Source organism: Streptomyces sp. NPDC056061 (assembly GCF_042266885.1).
Lineage (GTDB): Bacteria > Actinomycetota > Actinomycetes > Streptomycetales > Streptomycetaceae > Streptomyces.
Genome location: NZ_JBHJWQ010000009.1, coordinates 111,913 through 133,027, shown reverse-complemented (window position 1 = coordinate 133,027; position 21,115 = coordinate 111,913). Strand labels below are relative to the sequence as shown.

The 21,115-nt window shown below is 71.7% G+C and carries 16 protein-coding genes and 1 pseudogene; 12 read left to right on the top strand and 5 right to left on the bottom strand.

Features of this window, described 5'->3' with window-relative positions:
* Nucleotides 1-207: 207 nt before the first annotated feature.
* The 6 genes from ACFC79_RS16245 to ACFC79_RS16220 all read left to right on the top strand — a co-directional run bounded on the left by ACFC79_RS16245 (nucleotide 208) and on the right by ACFC79_RS16220 (nucleotide 7,158).
* Nucleotides 208-1,482 (top strand): MFS transporter, encoded by a 1,275-nt coding sequence (locus ACFC79_RS16245; RefSeq protein ID WP_376240447.1) that lies wholly within the window; start codon nucleotides 208-210, stop codon nucleotides 1,480-1,482.
* Between the two features lie 43 nt (nucleotides 1,483-1,525).
* Complete coding sequence (locus ACFC79_RS16240) at nucleotides 1,526-2,791, top strand: ATP-grasp domain-containing protein (RefSeq protein WP_376240446.1); 1,266 nt, start codon at nucleotides 1,526-1,528, stop codon at nucleotides 2,789-2,791.
* Entirely contained in the window at nucleotides 2,788-4,131 is a 1,344-nt protein-coding gene (locus tag ACFC79_RS16235) for an ATP-grasp domain-containing protein (RefSeq protein WP_376240444.1), read from the top strand. The genes ACFC79_RS16240 and ACFC79_RS16235 overlap by 4 nt, the downstream gene beginning before the upstream one ends.
* Nucleotides 4,132-4,333: 202 nt before the next feature.
* Nucleotides 4,334-4,936 (top strand): serine O-acetyltransferase EpsC, encoded by a 603-nt coding sequence (gene epsC / locus ACFC79_RS16230; protein WP_376240442.1) that lies wholly within the window; start codon nucleotides 4,334-4,336, stop codon nucleotides 4,934-4,936.
* A 42-nt stretch (nucleotides 4,937-4,978) separates the two neighbouring features.
* A complete protein-coding gene (locus ACFC79_RS16225; RefSeq protein ID WP_376240440.1) occupies nucleotides 4,979-5,929 on the top strand; it encodes a PLP-dependent cysteine synthase family protein in 951 nt (316 codons plus the stop codon).
* Nucleotides 5,926-7,158 carry an ATP-grasp domain-containing protein gene (locus ACFC79_RS16220; protein ID WP_376240439.1) on the top strand — a complete coding sequence of 411 codons (1,233 nt, stop codon included), beginning with the start codon at nucleotides 5,926-5,928 and terminating at the stop codon, nucleotides 7,156-7,158. The genes ACFC79_RS16225 and ACFC79_RS16220 overlap by 4 nt, the downstream gene beginning before the upstream one ends.
* A gap of 171 nt (nucleotides 7,159-7,329) precedes the next feature.
* Here the strand turns inward: ACFC79_RS16220 and ACFC79_RS16215 are convergent, their stop codons facing one another.
* Nucleotides 7,330-9,666 carry a hypothetical protein gene (locus ACFC79_RS16215; protein WP_376240436.1) on the bottom strand — a complete coding sequence of 779 codons (2,337 nt, stop codon included), beginning with the start codon at nucleotides 9,664-9,666 and terminating at the stop codon, nucleotides 7,330-7,332.
* A gap of 232 nt (nucleotides 9,667-9,898) precedes the next feature.
* Here ACFC79_RS16215 and ACFC79_RS16210 point away from each other — a divergent pair, with 232 nt between their 5' ends.
* The 5 genes from ACFC79_RS16210 to ACFC79_RS16190 all read left to right on the top strand — a co-directional run bounded on the left by ACFC79_RS16210 (nucleotide 9,899) and on the right by ACFC79_RS16190 (nucleotide 16,712).
* Complete coding sequence (locus ACFC79_RS16210; protein WP_376240435.1) at nucleotides 9,899-10,480, top strand: hypothetical protein; 582 nt, start codon at nucleotides 9,899-9,901, stop codon at nucleotides 10,478-10,480.
* 282 nt (nucleotides 10,481-10,762) lie between these two features.
* Nucleotides 10,763-12,556, top strand: coding sequence for a non-ribosomal peptide synthetase (locus ACFC79_RS16205; RefSeq protein WP_376240433.1), 1,794 nt, complete (start codon nucleotides 10,763-10,765; stop codon nucleotides 12,554-12,556).
* Between the two features lie 118 nt (nucleotides 12,557-12,674).
* Nucleotides 12,675-14,048: a condensation domain-containing protein gene (locus tag ACFC79_RS16200; protein WP_376240431.1), complete on the top strand. Its 1,374-nt coding sequence runs from the start codon at nucleotides 12,675-12,677 to the stop codon at nucleotides 14,046-14,048.
* An 88-nt stretch (nucleotides 14,049-14,136) separates the two neighbouring features.
* Nucleotides 14,137-15,372 (top strand): acyl-CoA dehydrogenase family protein, encoded by a 1,236-nt coding sequence (locus tag ACFC79_RS16195; protein ID WP_376240429.1) that lies wholly within the window; start codon nucleotides 14,137-14,139, stop codon nucleotides 15,370-15,372.
* 89 nt (nucleotides 15,373-15,461) lie between these two features.
* Complete coding sequence (locus tag ACFC79_RS16190) at nucleotides 15,462-16,712, top strand: cytochrome P450 (protein WP_376240427.1); 1,251 nt, start codon at nucleotides 15,462-15,464, stop codon at nucleotides 16,710-16,712.
* Between the two features lie 125 nt (nucleotides 16,713-16,837).
* Here the strand turns inward: ACFC79_RS16190 and cpt are convergent, their stop codons facing one another.
* Nucleotides 16,838-17,371: a chloramphenicol phosphotransferase CPT gene (gene cpt, locus ACFC79_RS16185; protein ID WP_376240426.1), complete on the bottom strand. Its 534-nt coding sequence runs from the start codon at nucleotides 17,369-17,371 to the stop codon at nucleotides 16,838-16,840.
* A 96-nt stretch (nucleotides 17,372-17,467) separates the two neighbouring features.
* Nucleotides 17,468-17,572: pseudogene (locus ACFC79_RS16180) on the bottom strand (VOC family protein); the annotation flags it as partial.
* 171 nt (nucleotides 17,573-17,743) lie between these two features.
* Here ACFC79_RS16180 and ACFC79_RS16175 point away from each other — a divergent pair.
* Nucleotides 17,744-18,568, top strand: coding sequence for an inositol monophosphatase family protein (locus ACFC79_RS16175; protein WP_376240425.1), 825 nt, complete (start codon nucleotides 17,744-17,746; stop codon nucleotides 18,566-18,568).
* A 412-nt stretch (nucleotides 18,569-18,980) separates the two neighbouring features.
* Here ACFC79_RS16175 and ACFC79_RS16170 read toward each other — a convergent pair whose 3' ends face one another.
* Together ACFC79_RS16170 and ACFC79_RS16165 are read right to left on the bottom strand one after the other, a co-directional pair.
* On the bottom strand, nucleotides 18,981-19,850 hold the full coding sequence (locus ACFC79_RS16170; RefSeq protein ID WP_376240423.1) for a geranyl diphosphate 2-C-methyltransferase: 870 nt from the start codon (nucleotides 19,848-19,850) through the stop codon (nucleotides 18,981-18,983).
* Nucleotides 19,851-19,863: 13 nt separating this feature from the next.
* The gene (locus tag ACFC79_RS16165; RefSeq protein ID WP_376240420.1) at nucleotides 19,864-21,111 is read right to left on the bottom strand and encodes a family 2 encapsulin nanocompartment cargo protein terpene cyclase; all 1,248 of its coding nucleotides are present in this window, start codon (nucleotides 21,109-21,111) and stop codon (nucleotides 19,864-19,866) included.
* Between the last annotated feature and the right edge of the window lie 4 nt (nucleotides 21,112-21,115).

Genomic DNA, 21,115 nt, shown 5'->3' with positions numbered 1-21,115 from the left:
ACGGCAACTTCACCAACTCGCAGCAGGGGCAGGGGGGTTGTCACGCAGCGGTCGGCACGACTTGCGAAAGTCGCACCCGGCAGGGATTTTTCCTTGCCCGCTCGGGAAATGGCGTGATCAGCTCGTTGAACCTGCACGTCCTGTGCGCTCGTCCCGCCCTTCGTGTCCTGCCCATGGATGCCAGAAACCGACTCCCAGGAGACTTCGGTGAAATTCCGCGAGCTGCATCCCAACATCAAGTTGAGGCTCGGCGTGGGCTTCGTCCAGCGCCTGCTCGGCATCATGCTGATGCCCCTGCTGGTCATCCATCTGGCGAAGCTGTACGGCCCGGCCACCGCGGGGGTCATGACGCTGGTGGTGGGTGCCGCCGGGATCGCGTCCAACTTCCTCGGCGGCCATCTGGCGGACGTGCACGGCCGACGCCCGCTGCTGGTCCTGGGCGAGGCCGCGGCGGCGGTCACGTTCGCCCTGCTCGCGCTCGCCAATTCGCCCTGGTGGGGCTCCGGGTGGGCGACGTTCGCCCTGTTCCTGCTGAACACCTGCGCGTCCAACATGGCGACCCCCGCCGCCGACGCCATGATCATCGATGTCTCGGCGCCGGAGAACCGCACGCTCGTCTACACGATCAACTACTGGTCGATCAACCTGGCGTTCACCTTCGGCGCGCTCATCGGCGGTTTCTTCTACGAGGGCTACTTCTTCGAGCTGCTGACCGCCGCCACCGTCCTGTGCGTGGCCACGACCGCCGTGATGTGGCGCTGGGTGACCGAGAGCGCGCCGGAGGGAACCAGGGAGGCCGCCACCGGCGTCCTCGCGATGCTCCGCGGCTATCTGGCGGTCGCCCGCGACCGGGTGTTCCTGCGGCTGCTCACCGCGGCCGTGCTGATGCGCGCCATCGAGGTGCAGATCGGCTACTACATCGCGGTGCGGCTCGCCGACGAGTTCCCCGCGCAGACGCTGGCCGCCGTCGGTTCCTGGGCGCCGCGCGTCAACGGCGTCGAGATGCTCGGCATCCTGCGTGCCGTCAACACCGCGCTGGTGGTGGGGCTCGCCCTGTTCGCGGGCAAGATGTTCGGCAAACTGTCGGACCGGGCCCGGCTGTACGCGGGCATCGCGGTGTTCACCGCCGGATACATGGTCTGGGCGGTCAGCAACACCGGCTGGCTGCTGATCGCCGCCGCCGTCGCACTCACCCTGGGCGAGCTGGCCAACGTCCCGGTCAAGCAGGCCATCCTCGCCGATCTCGTCGACCCGGCCGCCCGCACCAAGTACATGGCCGCCTACGGGCTGAACGCCCGGATCGGCCTGCTCATCGGGTCGGCCTGCGTCACCGTCGGCGCCTTCCTGTCGCCCCTGGGCATGAGCGCGCTGTACGGCGTGTGGGGCGTGGGCGCGCTCCTCGTCTTCCGCTCCCTGCTGCGGGTGCGCGACGAACGGCGGGCCCTGGAGAAGGCCGCCGCCGAGCCGGTGACCGCGGCATGAGCACCACTCGCCGCAGAGCCCACGACCCGGAAGGGACCACGTCATGACATCCGCATCCGCCCCCCGAAGACTGCTCATGGTGATGCCGTACCACCAACTGGTCCGCAAGGCCGTGCAGGCGGGGTTCCGGGTCTGGTCCGTGTGGGACCCGGCGTTGCGCGAGCGCGCCTACCTCGACCAGGTCGAGGAGCACTCCGAGGAGCTGATCCTCGCCGACTTCGGCGACTGCGCCGCGCTCGGCGAGCTGATCGCCGACACGGCCCGCAGGCACGGCATCGACCTCGTGCTGCACCTGGGCAGCGAGGACACCATGGTTCCGGTGGCCGAGACCGCCGAGGCGCTGGGGCTCGCCCCCAATCCGGCACGGGCGGTGCGCGGTCTCAACGACAAGGCGGCGCTGCGCCGTCTGCTCAACGGGGCGGGGCTGTCCGTCGTACGGGCCCGCGAGGTCGCCGACGCGGCGCGGGCCGCCGACGTGCTGGACGACTTCACGCTGCCCGTCGTGGTGAAGCCCACCCGGCTGGCCGGCAGCCGGGGCATCGCGCTGATCCGGCGGCCCGACGACCTCCTGGAGTGGAGCGCACGGGTCGAACGCGACGGCCACCGCGGGCCCTACGTCGTCGAGGAATACCTGGAGGGCCCGGAGTACAGCGTGGAGACGCTGAGCGCGGACGGCGTCCACCACGTCATCGGGATCACGGCGAAGGAGACCGGCGGCGCCCCGTACTTCGTGGAGAGCGGGCACGTCTTCCCGGCACCGCTGCCCGAGGCCGACGCCGCGGCCCTGCGCGACCTCACCGTGTCGGTGCTCGACCTGGCGGGCCACCGGTTCGGTCCGGCCCACACCGAGGTGATCCTCACCCCGCACGGTCCCCGGGTCGTGGAGTCGCAGGCCCGGCTGGGCGGGGACCGCATCCCGCTGCTGGTGGACGTCGCCTCGGGCTTCGACATCGAGGCATGGGTCTTCCGCGCCCTCGCGGGCGAGCCCCTGACCGCGCCCGTTCCCGGGCGCACCGCGGCGATCGGTTTCTTCGGCTTCCCGGCCGGCGTCCTGGACTCGGTGTCCGGGGTGTCGGAGGCCGCCGTGCTCCCCCACGTCCACTCCCTGCACTTCCCCTGGTCCACGGGCGACGAACTGCCCCCGACCGTCAGCTCCGCCACCCGGCACGGATATGTGGTCGTCGACGGCGACACCCCCGAGCAGGCCGCCGCGCGCATCGCCGCCGTCCGTGACGGGATCAGGACCGCCGTGCGCGACACGACCGCCGATGTCCCACCCGCCCTCGCCCCCGAAGGAAGCCTCCGATGAGCGACACCCGGACCCTGCTGCTCGTGGGCGGCATCGACGCGCATCTGCGCCACGTCAAGGAACAGGGCGTGCGCGTGGTGTTCCTCCAGCACCCCGACAAGATCACCCCGTATCAGACCGCGACCGCCGACGTGCTGCTGATGATCGACTACACGGACTACGACATCGTGCTGCCGTTCGCCGAGACGGCCCGCGCCCTGTACGGCTTCGACGTGGTGCTCTCGCTGACCGAGGGCGGTCTCACCCCGGCGGCCCGGCTCATCGACCACTTCGGATTCGGCGACGGGCGGCGCGGCGAGGTGAGCCGCCGCATGCGGGACAAGGCACTGATGCGCGCGCACCTGGCCGACCGCGGGCACCCCACCGTCGACCACGCCCGGGTCACCGACCGCGCTTCGCTGGACGCGTTCGGCGCCCGCGCCGGATACCCGTTCATCGTCAAGCCGACCGGCACCACGGCCGGTTTCGGGCTGATCCGCGCAGAGAACCCCGGCGACCTCGACCGGGTGTGGCGGCGGATCGGGGAACTGCTCGGCCGGCGCACCGACCGCGGCTCGACCCTCTTCCGGGTCGACGGCTTCCTCATGGAGGAGTACATCGACGGGCCGGAGTTCAGCGTCGAGGCGTTCGGTTTCGCCGGGCGCCACGTGGTCGTGGCGGTCACCGAGAAACTGGTCGACGAGCGCCACTTCGCGGAGCTCGGCCACGCCGTGCCCGCCCGCCTCGCCCCGGACACCCACCGGCTGATCGCCGACGCGGTGACGGACTTCCTCACCGTCATGGGGGTCACCGACGGCCCCAGCCACACCGAGATCAGGCTCGGCGGGCGCGGCCCGATCGTCATCGAGTCCCACAACCGGCTCGGCGGCGGACAGATCATCGAGCTGGTGGAGGCCGCCTACGGCATCAACATGGCCGCCTGCGCGGCGGCCTGGCCGCTCGGCAACGTGGCGCCACTGACCGAACCGCCGCGGCCGGTGGGCGCGGCCTGTACCCGTTTCGTGCTGAGCGACCCCGGCACCGTCACCGCCGTCGAGGGGGTCGACGATGTCCGCGCCCGACCGGACGTGCTGGCCCTCCAGCTGAACGCGCGCCCCGGGGACACCATCCGCCCGCTGCGGGACAACTGGGACCGGCCGGGCTTCGTCGCGGTGCGCGCCGAGGACACCGACGCGGCGGTCGAGCTGTGCGAGCGCCTGACCCGGCAGACCATTCGGATCGAGGTGAGCGGGGCCGCCGGGACCCGGGACGACGCCCCCGGGGTGCCCGACCCGGCCCGGACCCGGGACGGCGCCGAGGCACCGGGGCCCGCCGGACCGCCGCGGCCCGTCGCGGCCTGAGAGCCTGTCGGGTGACCTCTGACCGGGCGGCCACGTCCTGGCACGCACGCTTCCGGCGTTGCCGACATGACCGAGTAGCTCCGCTACTGGGCCCTCCCGGCGCCTTGGAATCGCACGCACCATGCCGCGTCCGCTTTCCGATCGATGGCCACCCGACAGGCTCTGACGGCCCGTACCCGACCGTTCCCAGGAGTCGATGGACATGCCCGAACCGCACGGTCTGCTGCGCACCCTGCGCGAGGATCTGGACGTCGTCGTCGAACGGGACCCCTCGGTCCGCACCCGGTTCGAGGGCCTGTGGCACCCCGCGCTCCCCGCCCTGTGGGCACACCGGATCGCGCACCGGCTGCACCGGCGCGGCCACCGCCTGACCGCACGCGCCGTCGCCCGCCGCGCCCGCCGCCGCACCGGTGTGGAGATCCACCCGGGCGCCGTCATCGGCAGGCGGGTCTTCATCGACCACGGCTCCGGCGTCGTCATCGGCGAGACCGCCCGCATCGGCGACGACGTCACACTCTTCCACCAGGTGACGCTGGGTGCCGTCGGCTGGTGGAGGGACAACGGCCGCCCGCCGGGCGCCCGCCGCCACCCGGTGGTCGGCGACCGCGTCGTCCTGGGTGCCAACGCGACCGTCCTGGGCGCGGTCACCATCGGCGACGACGCCCTGATCGGCGCCATGGCCACCGTGACCCGCGACGTGCGCCCGGGGGCGCGCGTCCACGCCCCGCCGTCGGTCATCCGCGAGCCCCACGACGAGAACGCGCCGGATCCCGTGCGCCTGCTCGCGTCGGCCGGCTCCTGGTGACCCCTTCCGGCAGCCCCATCCGCCCCGCACAGAAGGCCCGCCATGACCACACTCGCCCCGCACCGCCGCATCGCGAACGACCTGCACGAACTCATCGGGAACACCCCGCTCGTCCGGCTCGCCCTGCCCGGTGTCGACGCCTCCGTGGACGTCCTGGCGAAGCTGGAGTCGCACAACCCGTACGCGTCCAGCAAGGACCGGGCCGCCCTGTACATGCTGCGGGGGGCCGAGGAGCGCGGTGACCTCCCGCCGGGCGGCACCGTCATCGAGGCCACCTCCGGCAACACCGGCATCGCCCTCGCCGCGATGGCAGCAACCCGCGGCCACCGGTGCATCGTGGTGCTCCCCGACAGCGCCACCCCGGAACGGGTGGGCCTGCTGCGCGCCCTGGGTGCCGTGATCGTGCAGACGCCCAGCGCGGACGGGCTCGCCGCCGCCATCGCCGAGGCCGAACGGATCGAACGGTCCACACCCGGTTCCTGGTACAGCCGCCAGCACGAGAACGCCGACAACGTGCGCGCCCACTACGAGACGACCGGCCCGGAGATCTGGGCCGACACCGGCGGCCGGGTCGATGTCCTGGTCTGCGGCGTCGGCACCGGGGGCACCCTGACGGGTGCGGGCCGCCGCCTCAAGGAACACAACCCGGACCTGACCGTGGTCGCCGTCGAACCGGAGAACTCGCCCGTCCTGTCGCAGGGGTTCGGCGGCCGGCACCGCATCCCCGGCCTCAACGGCGGCTTCGTCTCCCCCACCACCGACGTGTCCCTGATCGACGAGGTCGTCACCTGCCCGGACGAGGCGGCCCTGGAGACCGCCCGCCGCCTCACCCGGCACCAGGGCATCTTCGCCGGACTGTCCTCGGGCGCCGCGGTGTACGGCGCGACGCTGGTGGCCCGCCGCCCCGAACTGGCGGGCCGCACCGTCGTCACCCTGCTGCCCGACACGGGCGAGCGCTACGTCAGCATCTGGAACGAAGGGGAATCGGCATGACCACGCTCGTTCTGCACCGCGGCTCCCTGCGGGCCAATCCGTACGAGAAGTGGCTCGACGGGCTCGACACGGACCTCGTCCTCCTCGCCTCCGCCGAACAACTCAAGCTGAACGAAGAGGAGTTGCCCACCCACGCACCCTACGTCCACGCCGAGGCGCTCGACGACTACGACCACGGCGCGCACGTCGCACGACGCGCCGCCGAACTCGTCGAGCGGTACGGGGTGAGCGACATCGTCGCCTGCCAGGAGAACGACATCGAGCGCGCCGCACTGCTGCGCCGCCGCTTCGGCCTGCCCGGCCAGCAGCCGGAGTCCGCCGTGCCCTACCGCGACAAGTGGGTGATGAAGCGGACCGCGACGGCCGCCGGGATCGCGGTCGCCCCGCACGCACTGCTCGGCAGCACGGACGACCTCGACGCCTTCGTCGCCGAACACGGGCTCCCCGTGGTGGTCAAGCCGCGCCGCGGCGCCGGCTCGATCGGGCTGCGCATCCTGCGCACCGAGCAGGAGTACGCGCACTGGTGCGAGGGGGCCGAGCCGACCGACGACGCCGGGGAGCCCGCCTGGCTCGCGGAGGCGTACGTCGAGGGCAGGATGTGCCACGTCGACGGGACGGTCCTCGACGGCGGCATCACCACCCTGTGGCCGTCCATGTACCAGTACGTCCTGGCCGACTACACGGACCGCAAGGGCCGCGTCGACATCGCCCTGGACGCGTCCGACCCCCTGGCGCACCGGCTGAAGGCGTTCGCGGAACGGCTTCTCGACGCGTTCGGCGGGGGCACCGACTTCGCCTTCCACATCGAGGTCTTCGTCACGCCGGACGGCGATCTGGTGCTCTGCGAGGCCGCCTGCCGGGCGGGCGGCGCCGGGGTCCGCGACGTCCAGCGGGCGATGTTCGGCTTCGACCCGGCCGAGTACCCGGTGCGCCGCCAGCTCGGACTGCCGGTGGGACCCACACACCGCCGCGAACCCGACCGGCTCGCGAGCCAGTTGCTGTTCACCCGCCGCCCGGGCCGGCTGCGCGCCCTGCCGGACCCAAAGACCCTGCCCGACGGGGTCGTGAAGTACCACTGCTTCGCCGGAATCGGCGACGAGATCGGCGAGGCATGCCACTCGGGCGACTTCCTCGCCGCCTTCGTCATCGCGGGCGCCGACCGCGCGCAGTGCGAGACCCGCGTCCGGGCCGCGGAGGCGTGGTTCCTGAAGGGACTACGGATCGACTGAGCCGCCCGGCGGGCGATCCCCGCCCCGCCGCGGCCACGGGCGGTGATCGGCCGGGGTCGTCGATGGCCGGTGCCCGACGGATCGCGCCGAGGACGGCGGCGGGCAGGATGACGCGTGAAGGGCCCCGTCCTCGGACGGGGCCCTTCCGGTCGTCTCGCCGGTGCGGTCGGGCTACTCCTGGGCGGCCCTGCGGCGGCGCATCCACCACATCAGGGCGCCACCGGCGGCCGCGAGGGCGGCGGCGACGCCTGCGATGAGGCCGACGGGGGTGTCGGAACCGGTGTCGGCGAGGCCGCCGTCCGGGTCCGGCTCGTTGGCCGGCGGGATCGGCTTGCCGGTGTCACCGGGGCCGGGGGTGGTGGGGTCCGGGGCCGGTGACGACGGGGGGTCCGTCGGCTTGCCGGTGTCCGTCGGGGTCGGCGTCGGGGTGGGCTCGGTGCCGCCTTCGTCGTTGCCGCCCGCACTGTTGCCGCCGAGGAGGAGCAGGTCATCGGTGCCGCTGTCGTTGGTGACGGTCTGGACCGAGGTCCGGGTCTGGCGGGGCCGGTGGGGGTGTTCGAGGCGGAACTCGGCCTTGGAGACGTTCCGCTTCGGCTGCTTGGAGAAGTCGACGCCGCCCACGCCCTGGTTGTAGACCTTGCCGCCGTAGCGGAGCTCGAACCACTCGATGCCTTCGCGGATGCTCTTCATGTACCGGTTCCAGACGCCTTCGCGGGTCCAGTCCTGGTTCGGTGCGCGCAGCGGCCATGCGGAGGCGTCATCACTGTTGATGATGTCGTGGTAGTCGGTGGGCTTCTCGGCGTCCTGCCGGCGGATGTATTCGGCGGCGACGCGGGCGGTGTAGACGGCGCGCAGATCGGCGTAGTCCCGGTCCTTGTTGATGCGCTCTTCGACGACGGGCATGACGTTGGTGCCGATGCTCCGCTCGATGGCCTTCTTCTCGGCGTCGGACAGGTCCTTGCACTCGGTGCTGCCGGGCACCGTGTAGTCGACGTCGAGCCACTGGACGTCCACCTTGAGGGGTGCGTCCAGGATGTAGATGCCGCCGTCCTGCTCGCGGACCTTCGCCGTCTCGGGGCTGATCCACATGCGCACGCCGGGGAAGCACGGGATCCCGTTGCGGCGCGGTGCGGTGTCCCAGTACCGCTTGGCCCCGGCGTGCTTGTCGGGGTTCACGGCTTCGGCGAAGTCGTGCTTCATCTCCAGGTCGGCCTCCAGCAGGACACGGCCGGCGTCGGTCCTGCCGAGTTTGGTGTCCGTGACCCTGCCGGGCTCGTCCGGGTTCAGATTGACCCAGAACTTGTCCGGGGTGAGGGCCAGCCAGGTGAAGAACGAATCCGAGATCAACTGGGCGCGGGCCTTGCCGCCCCAGCCCATCTCCTGGCCCTCGGAGGCTTCGTTCGCGGCGAACGAGTAGTCCAGGCCCCGGCCCTTGACGGGCTTTCCGACGTACTGGAGGTCCATCGTGGTGAAGTCGACGCCGCCCGGCCCCTTCATGCCCCGGTCCATGCTGGGGATCTTCCCGATCCGCTCCAGCCGCTTCTTCATGTCCTCGGGGGTGGGCGCGGACTTGTTGATGAGGTCGTTGCCGCCGCCGCGCGAGCCGGTGGAGGTGCCGGGCTTGGCGTTCATGTAGGGGTCGGCGCGGCGAGTGGGCGCGTTCTGGGTGCCCTTGGGTGCCTTCTCGACGGGGTCGGACCGGTAGTAGACCTTCTTCACCCGGTCCGGGGCGATCTTCCGCAGCTCCGCGTCATGGTTCCTGGCGCCGCCCTTGGGCTCCTGACCGTAGGCGTAGGTCAGGCTCTTGCCCTTGTGGGCGGGGTCCTTGAGCATGGCGACGTCCTTGGGACGCTGCGTGCGGTCGGGCTTGTCGTTCGACTTGCCCTCGACGACCTCACCGGTGCGCGTGTTGTACGCGTCCAGGCGCCGCACATAGGTCTTCTTGGTGTCGGGGTCGTAGACCTCGATCTCCTTCTCGCAGATCCAGTCCGGCCCGACGAGACCGCGGTCGTGGACGATCTTTGCCATGTAGGCACGGCCGCGCGGGTCGTGACCGCCCTGGGGAATGTAGAAGTCGTCCCGGTAGTCGGTGAAGGACGCGCCCTTCCACCGGCTGGTTTCCTTGGCCCGCTTCCAGTAGGCCCAGACGCGGCGCTTGTCGCCCTTCTTGTAGTCGCCGGGGTCGTCGGTGATCTCGTCCAGCTCGGCCTGGGTGGGTTCCCTCAGGCCGTCCCACTGCTTCTGCCCGTTGACATAGTCGAACTTGTCCCAGTCGGACTCCTTGCGTTCGAAGCCGTCGTCGGGCATGGCGCCTTCCACGACGTCGGTGAAGTCGTAGAGGTCGCTGAACATCTCGTCGCAGCGTTTACCGGGCTTGAGGCCCTTCGGCGCCGCGTTCGCGGCCGTCAGCGACGGCAGACCGGTCAGGGACAACGCCCCGGCACAGGCCATGGCTATTGCGGTTCTTGCCCACCAGCTTCGCCGGTGGGAACGGATCGCTTCGGTCACGCGAAACCCCCCGGAGGGCCCGGATCAGCACATCGCTCCGCGCGACACCACGGGCCCCCGTGGTCGATCGGTGCCGTGCGAGCAAAAGCCCACACTAGGATCTCAAGTCGCCCTACACATAAGGTATTTGGCGCGGCGTGCCCGTCAACTCCCCTGTTCCACCGGATCGTCACACCCCGCACACACCCGGCCGCGCGGCCGTCGCGCGGGGCGGGGGCTAGGCTCGCGCCCCATGACATGGACAGATCCCCGCGACATGGGCCCCGAGGAGTACACCGCGTACCTGCGCGAGGAGGAGCGGGCCGAGGAGGAAGCGGCCCACAACCCGGCCCTGACGGCGTGGCTGCACGCCCAGGAGCAGGCGTTCGGGACGTGGAAGCGGCATCGGGAAGGGTGGGGACCGTGGGACTTCACCGTCGATTCCCTGGCCCGGCTGGAGGCGATGGTCCGCGCCGTGTACGCGAGCCCGGCGCGGGCACGCGAGAAGGCCGGCGAGGCAGACATCACGGTGGCCGCCTGGTACCTCGGCGAGGTCCACAACCGGGCCTTCGGCACCCAGTGGCGCCTCGCCCCCGGCGGCAACGGTCTGCCGAACCCCCGTATCACGCCTCCGTGGGACCGCCGGATCGAGTTCTGCTTCACCGACCCCGAACACCTTGAGGAGGACGCCCGGCCGGTGTACACGCCGACCGACGTCATCTGCTCCCTGCCCGCACAGCCCCCGGAGCGGGGGCTGCTGCACCGGATCGGCCCCCGGTGGGAAGTCCCCGCCTCATGCGACGACCCGTACTGCCGCTACCACCGGAACATCTGACGCCCCGGGGGGCGACAGGGGCGGATCGGCGAGCGGCGTCAGGCGGCTTCCGCGACCGCGTCGGAGCGCGACGACCGCGTCCCCGACTTCCCGATCTGGAAGTGGGCGTCCCGGACCCCCGCGCCCGAGGCCCAGGTCACGGCGGCCCGCCTCCCCGCACGGCAATCCAGGAGATGCGACGCCCGTCCGGCCTCTGTGAACGTGACGCCAGACCCAAGGGTGCGCCGCGCCCGGGCTCTCGCCCGCGCACGCGGCCACGGCCGAGCGGATTGGACGGACGCGATGGTCTCCACGAATTCCGAGGTCGCCACCTCGGTGCAGCAGCGCTTCGCCGAACAGGCGCGCCGCACGCCCGACGCCGTCGCGCTGTCGTCGGGCGGGACGTCGCTCACCTACCGGCAGCTCGACGCGCGGGCCAACCGGCTGGCGCACCGGCTGCTCGACCTGGGCGTGCGTCCGCAGGAACCCGTCGCGGTCCTGATGGAACGCTCGGCGGACGTCGTCGTGTCGATCCTCGCCGTCGTCAAGGCGGGCGCCTGCTACCTGCCGCTGCACGCCGCGTACCCGGCGGAGCAGATGCGCCTGATCGTTCGGAACGCGGGCGGCCCCCTGGTGCTCACGGATGCCGTGATGCGCGAGCGGGCCGAGGCGTTGGGGACGAGGACACTGGACCCGGCCCGCGACGAGGCGCTCGGCTCGCTGCCGGACGGCGATCCGGGGGTGGTCGTGGAGGGTGACGCGATCGTCCACGTCATCCACACCTCGGGCTCCACCGGGGAACCCAAGGGCGTCGCGGTCACGCACCGCGGCGTGCTGGGACTCGCCGCCGACTCCTGCTGGGACGGCGGGGGGCACCGGTGCGTCCTGTCCGTGGCGCCGTACGCCTTCGGGGTCTCGACGTACGAGCTGTGGGTGCCGCTGCTGCGCGGCGGGCGGCTGGTCGTCGCCCCGCCCGGCGATCTCGACCTGCGCACACTGCGCGACCTGTTCGTCCGGGAGAGGATCACTGCGGTCCATCTGACGGCGGGCCTGTTCCGGGTCTTCGCGGAGGAGGCCCCGGAGAGCTTCGCCTCCCTGTCCGAGGTGCTCACCGGCGGCGATGTGATCGCCCCGACCGCGGTCCTGCGAGTGCTCGACGCCTGCCCGGGGCTGGTGGTACGTGCCATGTACGGGGCGACGGAGGTCTCCTCGTTCGCCGCCCAGGCGGCCCTGACCCGCGCCGATGATCTGGCCCAGGGCGTCCCCGTCGGCCTGCCCCTCGACGGTGTCGACGCCCGCCTGCTCGACGAACGGCTCGTGCCGGTTGCCGACGGCGAGGTGGGCGAACTCTGCATCGGCGGCGACCGGCTGGCGGCCGGCTACCACCGGCGTCCGGATCTGACCGCGGAACGCTTCGTCGCCGACCCCGCGGGCGGCCCGCACGACCGCCTGTACCGCACCGGCGACCTCATGCGGCGCAACGCGGCAGGGCTCCTCGAATTCGCCGGGCGGTCCGGGGACCAGGTCAAGATCCGGGGCTACCGGGTGGAACCGGCCGCGGTGGAGCACGCGCTCGCCGCGCTGCCCGAGGTGGCGCACGCCGCGGCCGTCGTCCGTGAACCCCGCCCCGGGGACAAACGGCTGACCGGGTACGTCGTCGCGCGCACCCCCGGCTGCGACGTGCGCGCCCTGCGCGCCGCACTGGGCGAGATCCTGCCCGAGTACATGGTCCCGGACGTCCTCGTGGAGCTGCCCGAACTGCCGCTGACCCCCAACGGCAAGCTCGACCGTTCCGCGCTCCCCGAGCCCACCCCGGCCGGACCCTCCGCCGGGGACGGCCCGACGGGCGACGAGGCGGGCGGTGAGCGGCTCCGGCGCCTGTGCCGGGTCTTCGCCGGGGTCCTGGGCGTGCCGTCGATCGGCGTCGACGACAACTTCTTCGACCTGGGCGGGCAGTCCCTCCAGGCGATGCGCCTGGTCTCCCGGGTCGAGGCGGAGTTCGGCGTGGAGATCTCGGTCGGCGAGGTGTTCAACCACCCCACGGTCAACGAACTCGGCGTCCGTATCGATGAGTTGGCGATGACCGCCACCCGCTGAACCGTACGGCCCATCCGCCCCTACGTCCCTCCGTCCCTCCGCCGTGCCCGGCCGGGCGCGGCACCATCCCCGGTCGGCATGCCGGACCGGTCACCGAATGAGAAAGGACTGGTCTGCCGTGACCATCACTGATGTGCGGCCGGAGTCGAACGAGCCGGGCGGTCGCATCCCGCTCTCCTACAACCAGGAATTCCTGCGCGGCTTCGACAAGGGCGCCACGGACGGCGCGTTCGGCCACCGGCACATCCTCGTCTGCGGCTGGCGGGTCACCGGCACCGTGGACGCGGACACCCTGCGGGCCGCTCTCGACGACGTCGTGGCGCGGCACGAGATCCTGCGCACGTCGGTGCTCGCCGACGCGGACGGCGGCCACCAGGTGGTGCATCCCCCGGCACCTGCCGAGCTGCGGGTGGTGGACGTGCCGGACGACGGCGGTACGCGCGAGGAACGCGCCGAGGCGTTCCTCAACGACCTGGACGCCACCCCGTTCTCCGTCACCCGGCTCCCGCACGTCCGGGCCGTGTTGGGACGGTTCGACGCGAACGACGGCGTGCTGGTGCTGGTCACCCACCACACGGCCACCGACGCCTGGTCGCTCCAGGTGATCATGCGGGACCTGGCCGACGCGTACCAGGTCCGGGCCGGGGACGGGCAGCCGGTGACGTCCCCGGCGCCCCAGTACCAGGAGTTCGCCCGCCGGCAGCTGGAGCAGGCCGACGGAGCGCGCACGGACCGCGAGCGCGCGTACTGGCGCGACCGGCTGGCCGGTGCGCAGATCACCGGTGTCACCACCGACCGGCCGCGGGAGGAGGTGCCCAGCGCCTACGGCGTGCACCGGTTCGTGTTCGACGCGGAGCTGTCGCGCGGCGTCGTCGACTTCGCGAAGGCCACCCGCAGCACCCCGTTCATGGTGCTGTCCGCCGCGTACAGCGTGCTGCTGCGCCGTCGCACCGGCGTCACGGACGTGGTCTTCCCGACGTTCTCCTCGGGCCGCTCCGAGGAGCGCTTCATGGACTCCGTGGGACCGTTCTTCAACTTCGTGCCGATCCGGATCGACACCACACAGTGCGCCACGCTCGCCGATGTCCTCGACCGGGCGCGTGCCGCGTGCCTGGGGGCGTACGAGCACGAAATCCCGTTCGCGCGGATCGCCGAGGACAGCCCGGCGCTGCTGGCACCGTTCGCGGACGGGTTCCTCGCCGTCGTCGCGTTCGAGGTCCTGCAGTCGCCGTTCCCGCTGGACGACCGCACCGTGGCGGGCGCGCGATTCACCGAGATCCGCCGCAGGGTCCGTTCCCAGGAGGTCAGTTCGGCCATTCCGGACGGCGGGCTGTGGGCGATGGACGTGCTGCCGGGCGGCGAGCTCGCCGGAAGCCTCAAGTTCGACCGCAACCGGTTCGACGAGGCGACCGCCGTCGGTCTCGTCGACGAGTTCCGCACCCTGCTGCGCCGCCTCGCCGAGGCACCCGGCACCGCGCTCGCCGATCTCTGAGCGCGCTGCCGCTCCCTCGTCCCGGACGTGCCGCGGGCCCCGGCCCCCGGCACGTCGAACCACCCGCGAGAAAGGGGAACGATCCACGATGACCACCACCCTGGCCGACACCCCCGCCACCGGCACTGCACCCCCGGAACCCGGCCTCACGCCGGACGAGGTCGTGGCCCGTGCCGAGGCGCTGGCCGCGACCCTCGTCGAGCGACAGGCCGAGACCGAGCAGCGCGGCTTCTACGCCCGGGACACGCACGAGGCGTTCTCCCGGGCCGGCTTCTACCGCATCCTCGTACCGCGCCGCCACGGCGGCTACGAGTTCGGGCCGGACACCTTCCTGCGGGTGGCCGGCGCCCTGGCCCGGGGCTGCCCGTCGACCGGCTGGATGTACCTGTTCGGCGCCGCGCACGCACTGGTCGCGGGCACCCTGTTCGACGAGCGTGCCCAGGACGAGCTGTTCGCCGCCGGGGAGTTCATCTGCCCGGCGACCGTCGCTCCGGCGGGCAGCGCCGAGCCGGACGGCGAGGGCGGCTGGATCCTCGACGGCACCTGGAACTACTGCTCCGGTGCCCCCTACGCCACGCACTTCATCGGCCACACACTGGTGCCGCAGGGCGAGGGCCTGCCCCCCGCGCCGATGCTGTTCGTCGTCTCCCGCGACCAGTTCGAGCGCCTCGACGACTGGGGCGACCAGCTCGGTCTCAGGGGCAGCGGCTCGCACAGCCTGCGCATCGACAACGCCCGGGTGCCCGGCCACCGCACACTGGGCGGCCACCTCAGCCAGATCGCCCTCACCGACGACACACCGGGGCGGCGCCTGCACGGGGCCGAGTACGGCGGCGGCCCGCTCAGCTTCATGCTGCTCGAACTCGGCGCGCTCGCCACCGGCATGGCCAGGGGCGCGCTGGACGCGTACGAGGAGCTGATGCGCACCCGGACCACCTCGTTCTTCCCCATCGTGTCGCGCACCGAGGACCCCGACTACCAGTTCCGCTACGGCGAGGCCACCGGCCTGATCGCGACCGCCGAGGCGGCCATGCGCGACGCGGTGCGCCAGTGGCAGGAGCTGTGCCTGAAGGAGGCCGCCGCCTTCACCCGCGAGGAGGAACTGCGGCTCGCCACCATCAGCCGCGAGGCCGTGCGCCTGTGCTGGCGGGCGGTCGAGGGGCAGCTCTTCCCGACCGCGGGCTCCAGCTCCGTACGCAGCGGCCACCGCATCGAACGGGTGTGGCGCGATCTGTCGATGCTGCACAGCCACGCCGGGAACGGCGTGTTCCTCTCGATGCTCGCCAACCGCGAACTGGCCCGGGCCCACTTCGCCGCGCCCTGACCACCGCCCCACCCCGCCCCGTACCTCGCGCACCGCCCCGCCCCTCCGAAAGCCCCGCCCTCCCCTTTGAAGAGAAGACGGATACCTCCATGGAGCAACGCTGCCCGTTCGCCCTCGACACCACCGGACGCGACATCCACGGCGAGGCCGCCACCCTGCGCGCGCAGGGCCCCGCCGCCCGGGTGGAACTGCCCGGGGGCATCGTCGCCTGGTCCCTCAACGGTCACGACGAGATCAGGAAGGTGCTGACCGATCCGAGGGTCACCAAGAGCGCCCGCAACCACTGGCCGGCCTTCGTCAACGGCGAGATCCCCCCGGACTGGGAGCTGATCAGCTGGGTCGCCATGGACAACATGGTCACCGCCTACGGCAAGAACCACGTCCGGCTGCGCAAGCTGGTCGGCAACGCGTTCACCCCGCGCCGCACCGAGGCGTTCCGCCCGCGGGTCGAGGAACTCACCGAGCAGTTGCTCGACGCCCTGGCGGCGGTGGAGCCGGGCGAGGTCGTCGACCTGCGCGAGCGTTTCGCCTACCCGCTGCCGGCCCGTCTGGTCGCCGACCTGATCGGCATGCCGGAGGAGGCCCGCGCGAAGACCGCGAAGGTCATCGACGCGATGGTGGACACCACAGCCACCCCGGAGCAGGCACAGGCGGTCCTGGCCGGCTGGCGCGGGGCGATGGCCGAGCTGATCGCCGACAAGCGGCGGGAGCCGGGCGAGGACATCACCAGCGACCTGGTGGCGGCCCGCGACGAGGACGGTTCGCGGTTGTCGGAGGACGAGCTGACCGACACCATCTTCGCGATCCTGGGTGCGGGCTCCGAGACCACGATCAACTTCTTCGACAACGCCATCACCGCCCTGCTGAGCAACCCGCACCAGCTGGAACTTGTCCGCTCCGGCCGCGCCACCTGGGACGACGTCATCGACGAGACCCTGCGGGTCGAATCGCCGCTGGTGCACCTGCCGCTGCGGTACGCGGCCGAGGACATCGAACTGGGCGGTGTGACGATCCCGAAGGGCGACCCGATTCTCGTCAACTACAGCGCGGTGGGCCGCGACCCGGGCCTGCACCCGGACTCCCCGGACACCTTCGACCTCACCCGCGCGAACAAGGAGCACCTGACCTTCGGCCTCGGCCCGCACTACTGCATGGGCGCGGGCATCGCGCGACTCGTCGCCACGACGGGCCTCTCCCGCCTCTTCGAGCGCTTCCCGGACCTCGCGCTGGCCGTCGACCGGGCCGACCTCCAACCGCTGCCCACCTTCATCATGAACGGCCACCGCAGCCTGCCCGTGCGCCTCACCTCACGGGTGGCGGCGGGCGCCTCGGCGACCTGAGCGTCCGCACGGGGCAGCGCGCGACCCGGCCCGTACGGCACGGGGAGCACGAGCGCACGGTGCTCGTGCTCCCGGCCGAGACCTCGGGCCCTGAGGGGAGCGGGCGGTCGGCTCCGCCGGTCGGTTCACCCGACCCGGGCGGCGATGGTTCGCGCGCACTCCAGGGACTCGGTGCGTGTGGTGTCCACCTCCAGGTCGTAGCACACGCCCCGATGGACGGACTCCGCCTGCGACTCCGCCATCCCCGCGATCCGGTCGCCCCGGGCGATCTCCCGGCCGACGGCGACCTCGCTCTCGCACCTGACCCCGACCCACAGCACGTCCAGCCCGTCGAGCGCCTTCCGCCATCTCCGCTGGGATTCCGGTCCGCCGAGGAAGACATCGTCGACGACGACCCCGGCACCGGTACGGGCCATCGTCGCGACCCCCGCCATCCAGGCGGCTTCCAACGCCCGGAACTCCGGCCCCACACTCACCTCGCCGTCCGCGGCGAGGCCGATGCCCGCCTCTGACATCTGCATGGCCGCGGGCATCGCCTCGATCAGCGTATCGACGCCGAGAGTGAGCCACGGGCCCGGCAGAACCGCCTGCAGACACCTGGCGATTCCGGACTTGCCGGAACTGGATCCGCCGTTCAACACGATCACCTGAGTTGTCACCGCGCCACGGTAATATCGCCGCCCACCACACCGAAACCGGGTTTCCGCAGGCGAGGGGCCGGTCGCGGGTGCGTTGCCGGGTTCCGGAGCGCCCGATCAGTCCACAGGGGAGACCCGGATGAGGTTGCCGTCGGGATCGGTGACGACGAAGGTCCGGCCGAACACCTCGTCGTGCGGTTCCTCCGCCACCGACACGCCCTCGTCGACGTCCCGTGCGTTTTCCGGCCGGGCGCCGAGTGTCCCGGCCGGCTCGGCGAGCGTGGCGTGCGCGCGCAGCGCCGGACCGTCGACGCAACCAACCTGCATGCTCATGAGCCGAGTTGATCCGGCCCCTGCCCCCCGGCACCAGACCTGCCCGACTACGCTGCACGGATGCAGACGACGACGCCACAGACCGATGCTCAGCTGGCCGTGACCGCGGCACGGGCCGGAGCCGCCGTCGTCCGCGAGATGTACGGGGCTTCCCTGGCACGGTTCGAGAAGTCCGCCGGTGACTTCGCGACGGCCGCGGACCTCGCGGCCGAGCGGGCCATCCTCGACGTGCTGCGCGCCGCTCGCCCCGACGACGCCATGACGGGCGAGGAGAGCGGACACATCGGTGCGCGGGACGCGGAGCGCAGGTGGCTCGTCGATCCGTTGTGCGGCACCCTGAACTACGCCGTGCGCACCATGCTGGTCGGGGTGAACGTGGCGCTGCGGGTGGGGTCGAGGACTGTCGCCGCCGCGACCGCCGACCCGTTCGGCGGCGAGGTCCTCTGGACCGACGGCGAACGCTCACGGCTCCGGAACGGTGACGTGGACGAGGAGTTGGTGCCGTCGCCCGTTTCCCGGCTGGTGGACGTGAACCTCGACCCGCCGTTCCCCAACGCTCCGGAGTTCCGGGCGGCCGACCTCTTCACCGCTCCCGGGTTCGCCGAGAACTTCCGGCCGCGCGTCGTGTCCACCACGCTGGCGGTGGCGTGGGTGGCCGCCGGACGGAGGGCCGCCTACGTCACCGACGGCGACCTGCGCGACAGCGTGCACTTCGCGGCCGGGATCGCCCTGTGCGAAGCCGCCGGCTGTGTGGTGACCGGCATCTACGGCCAGCCGTTGCACACCGGTGCGGGCGGGCTGCTCGTGGCGGCCGACCGGCCGACACACACCACCCTGCTGGAGTTGGTCGAGAACCTGCGTCGGACATCGTCGAACGGACGCTGACGCCGCAGTCGGACACCACGGGCGGGCACCGTCGGCGACACCTTCCGCCAACGCCCCACCCGCTCCGACCCGGTGCTCGGCCGCTCCCTGTGCCGGATGTCAGCCGCGGGGTGTTTCGCCGGTCGGCCGGCCGAGGCGGGGACGAGACCGTTCGCAGGCGGCGCTGTCGAGAGGTCCGTCGACCGGCTCGGGTGCGTCCGGGAGTTGGTCGTGCGCGTCTTCCCCGCCGGAGGCCGTACCGAAGAAGCAACCGGCAGTGTTGTGGTGCTTCCTTTTGGCGAGCAGGTCCGGGACCCACTGTTCCGGTTCGGGATCCATGGGAAACGCACTCTCCTGTGGGGTCTGTCGGTGCGGGCGCGCTGCGGGACGCATGCCCGGGTGTCCGAGGTGCGTCCCGCACGCGATCGATGGGTCAGATCCGGTCGGCGGCGATCAGCAGGTACTGGAAGCTGCCGTTCTTGTACGCGGTCAGGAAGGTGTCCTCGATGCCGGTGGCCAGGGAGGACTGGGCGCGCAGCTCCCAGTAAGGGATGGTCGCCGCGGTGAGGTCCACCACGCTGATCGGCACGAGCCGGTTGTTCGCCATCTCCCTGAAGTAGGCGGAGCGGGGATGGATGTCGCAGATGTAGTGGGCATTGATCGTCGAGACCTCGCGGGACGGCAGCCCATACGTGTCGTTGTAGCAGCCGGTGATGGTGACGTATCGTCCGCCGCGTGTGAGGAGCCGGGCGTATTCGGCGAACAGCGTCGACAGGTCGACGTACATCGTGGACTCGTTGTTCCAGATGGCGCGGAACGAGCCGGTGCCGAATCCGGTGTCGAGCATGTTCTTGAGGTGGAACCGCACCCTGTCGTGCACGCCGTGCTTCTCGGCCTGCGCGGTGGCGAAGGCCACCTGGGTCTCGGAGATGGAGATCCCGTCGACGTGGCAGTTGAACCGCTTGTGGGCAACCAGGCTGCCACCGCCCCGGCCGCAGCCGGAGTCCAGGAGCCGGTCGTCGGAGGTGATGGCACCGAGGTGGTCGGCGAGGAGATCGGCCTGCGCGCTCTCCAGGCGGTGCAGTTCGGTGATGATGCGCTCGTCGCGGGTGTGCTGGGGCCCTTGCAGGACCGACCAGTCGACATCGCCGACGCCGTAGTGGTGGTGGTAGAAGCCGTCGACCTCGCCCAGCCGAAGGTTGACGGGGTTCTCCTCGCGGTTCCAGTAGTCGGCCACGGACTCCTGGTAGTGGCTGATGGCCGGGGCTGCTGCCGCGTCGGCGCGGTGCGCTGTGGTGGTCATGCGGTGTCTTCTCTCACCAGTAGTTGGGCAGGGAGTAGCGGTACGTGTTGGTGTGGTGCCATTCGTGGTTGCCGGCGACCCATGCGGCGAGCCCGGTGGTGTAGCGGGCCACGACCGGGTTCTCGGCGGCCAGGACGAGGGATTCGTCCTCGAAGGCGTGCATGATCTCGTTGTGGATGTCGATGGCCTTCAGGTATGCGTCCTTGAGGCCGCGCCCCTCCTCGGCGGCGATCACCGTGGGAAGGTTCAGGTGGTACTCGTCGATGGCCATCTCCTTGGTGAAGGAGTACAGGTCGTTGACGAGCGTGGTGGCGTTGCAGGCCAGCGCGGTGACGCGCTGGACCTCGGGCCGGGAGTAGAACGGCTCGGGCAGTTCGTAGCCGTCCACGGCGTCCACGATGGACAGGCAGGGGCGGAAGTTGTTGAACTGCCGCATCACCAGGTACTGCCACACCGGTGGGGTGGTGCGGGTCTGGGCCCAGGCTGCCTCGCCGAGGTACCCCAGGTGCAGGCGTGCGGCGTCGTGGATGAACCGGGTGACCTGGCTGGGAGTGGCGATGTCCCGGAAGGCACGGACCGCACCGGCGTAGGAGCGCAGTGGGGCGTCGGCGTCCAGCCCCTCGTGCCATTGCTGCTGATAGCCGTCCGCGGTGTGCACGGGGTCCAGGGCACTCTGCGCGATGACGAGCCGACTGCCCAGACCGATGGGGGATCCGCCGTAGTCCTCGCAGTAGCAGTCGTCGACGACGTTCTCCGCGACCAGCAGTTTGCCCGCGACGACGAGGCGCTCCAGGTCGGCTGCCGCCGGGTGCTGGAGGACGACCGCGCGGCCGACCTGGAATCCGGCGAAGTCGCCCGCCCATTCGGGGGGGAACAGGTCGAGCTCTCGGGCCCAGGCTTCGAGTCGCCGGTCCACCTCGGCGATCTTGGCCGGGTCGGCCGGTACGGCGGGTGGGCAGTACAGGCCCGGGATCGGGTCACCGGCGCGAGGCCGCCCCCCGGGGGGCGGCGTGGGCCGGCTGTGGCCCGCTCCCGGTGGGAGGAGCGCCCTGGCCGCCGATGTGCCGAGGCCGGTCGGACCGCCGGGGAGCCACGCCGTCGCCCGCTCCACCGAGGGTGTCGGCCACGCGGCCGTCGGTTCCGGCGGCGGGGCGGGCAGGTCCTGTTCCCCGGGAGGTGCCGGGTCGGACCGCAGGCCGCTCACCAGGTCCGTCATCTCGTGCGTGGTGGGGGCGGCGAACACCCGGGACGGCAACGACATCGTT

Bases quoted from the DNA above. Each gene is read 5' to 3' on its own strand.
- ACFC79_RS16235 (WP_376240444.1), top strand. From the start codon at position 2,788: ATGAGCGACACCCGGACCCTGCTGCTCGTGGGCGGCATCGACGCGCAT.
- ACFC79_RS16210 (WP_376240435.1), top strand. From the start codon at position 9,899: ATGACATGGACAGATCCCCGCGACATGGGCCCCGAGGAGTACACCGCG.
- ACFC79_RS16165 (WP_376240420.1), bottom strand. From the start codon at position 21,111: ATGTCGTTGCCGTCCCGGGTGTTCGCCGCCCCCACCACGCACGAGATG.
- ACFC79_RS16225 (WP_376240440.1), top strand. From the start codon at position 4,979: ATGACCACACTCGCCCCGCACCGCCGCATCGCGAACGACCTGCACGAA.
- ACFC79_RS16175 (WP_376240425.1), top strand. From the start codon at position 17,744: ATGCAGACGACGACGCCACAGACCGATGCTCAGCTGGCCGTGACCGCG.
- ACFC79_RS16190 (WP_376240427.1), top strand. From the start codon at position 15,462: ATGGAGCAACGCTGCCCGTTCGCCCTCGACACCACCGGACGCGACATC.
- ACFC79_RS16170 (WP_376240423.1), bottom strand. From the start codon at position 19,850: ATGACCACCACAGCGCACCGCGCCGACGCGGCAGCAGCCCCGGCCATC.
- ACFC79_RS16220 (WP_376240439.1), top strand. From the start codon at position 5,926: ATGACCACGCTCGTTCTGCACCGCGGCTCCCTGCGGGCCAATCCGTAC.
- ACFC79_RS16240 (WP_376240446.1), top strand. From the start codon at position 1,526: ATGACATCCGCATCCGCCCCCCGAAGACTGCTCATGGTGATGCCGTAC.
- ACFC79_RS16205 (WP_376240433.1), top strand. From the start codon at position 10,763: ATGGTCTCCACGAATTCCGAGGTCGCCACCTCGGTGCAGCAGCGCTTC.
- ACFC79_RS16195 (WP_376240429.1), top strand. From the start codon at position 14,137: ATGACCACCACCCTGGCCGACACCCCCGCCACCGGCACTGCACCCCCG.
- epsC (WP_376240442.1), top strand. From the start codon at position 4,334: ATGCCCGAACCGCACGGTCTGCTGCGCACCCTGCGCGAGGATCTGGAC.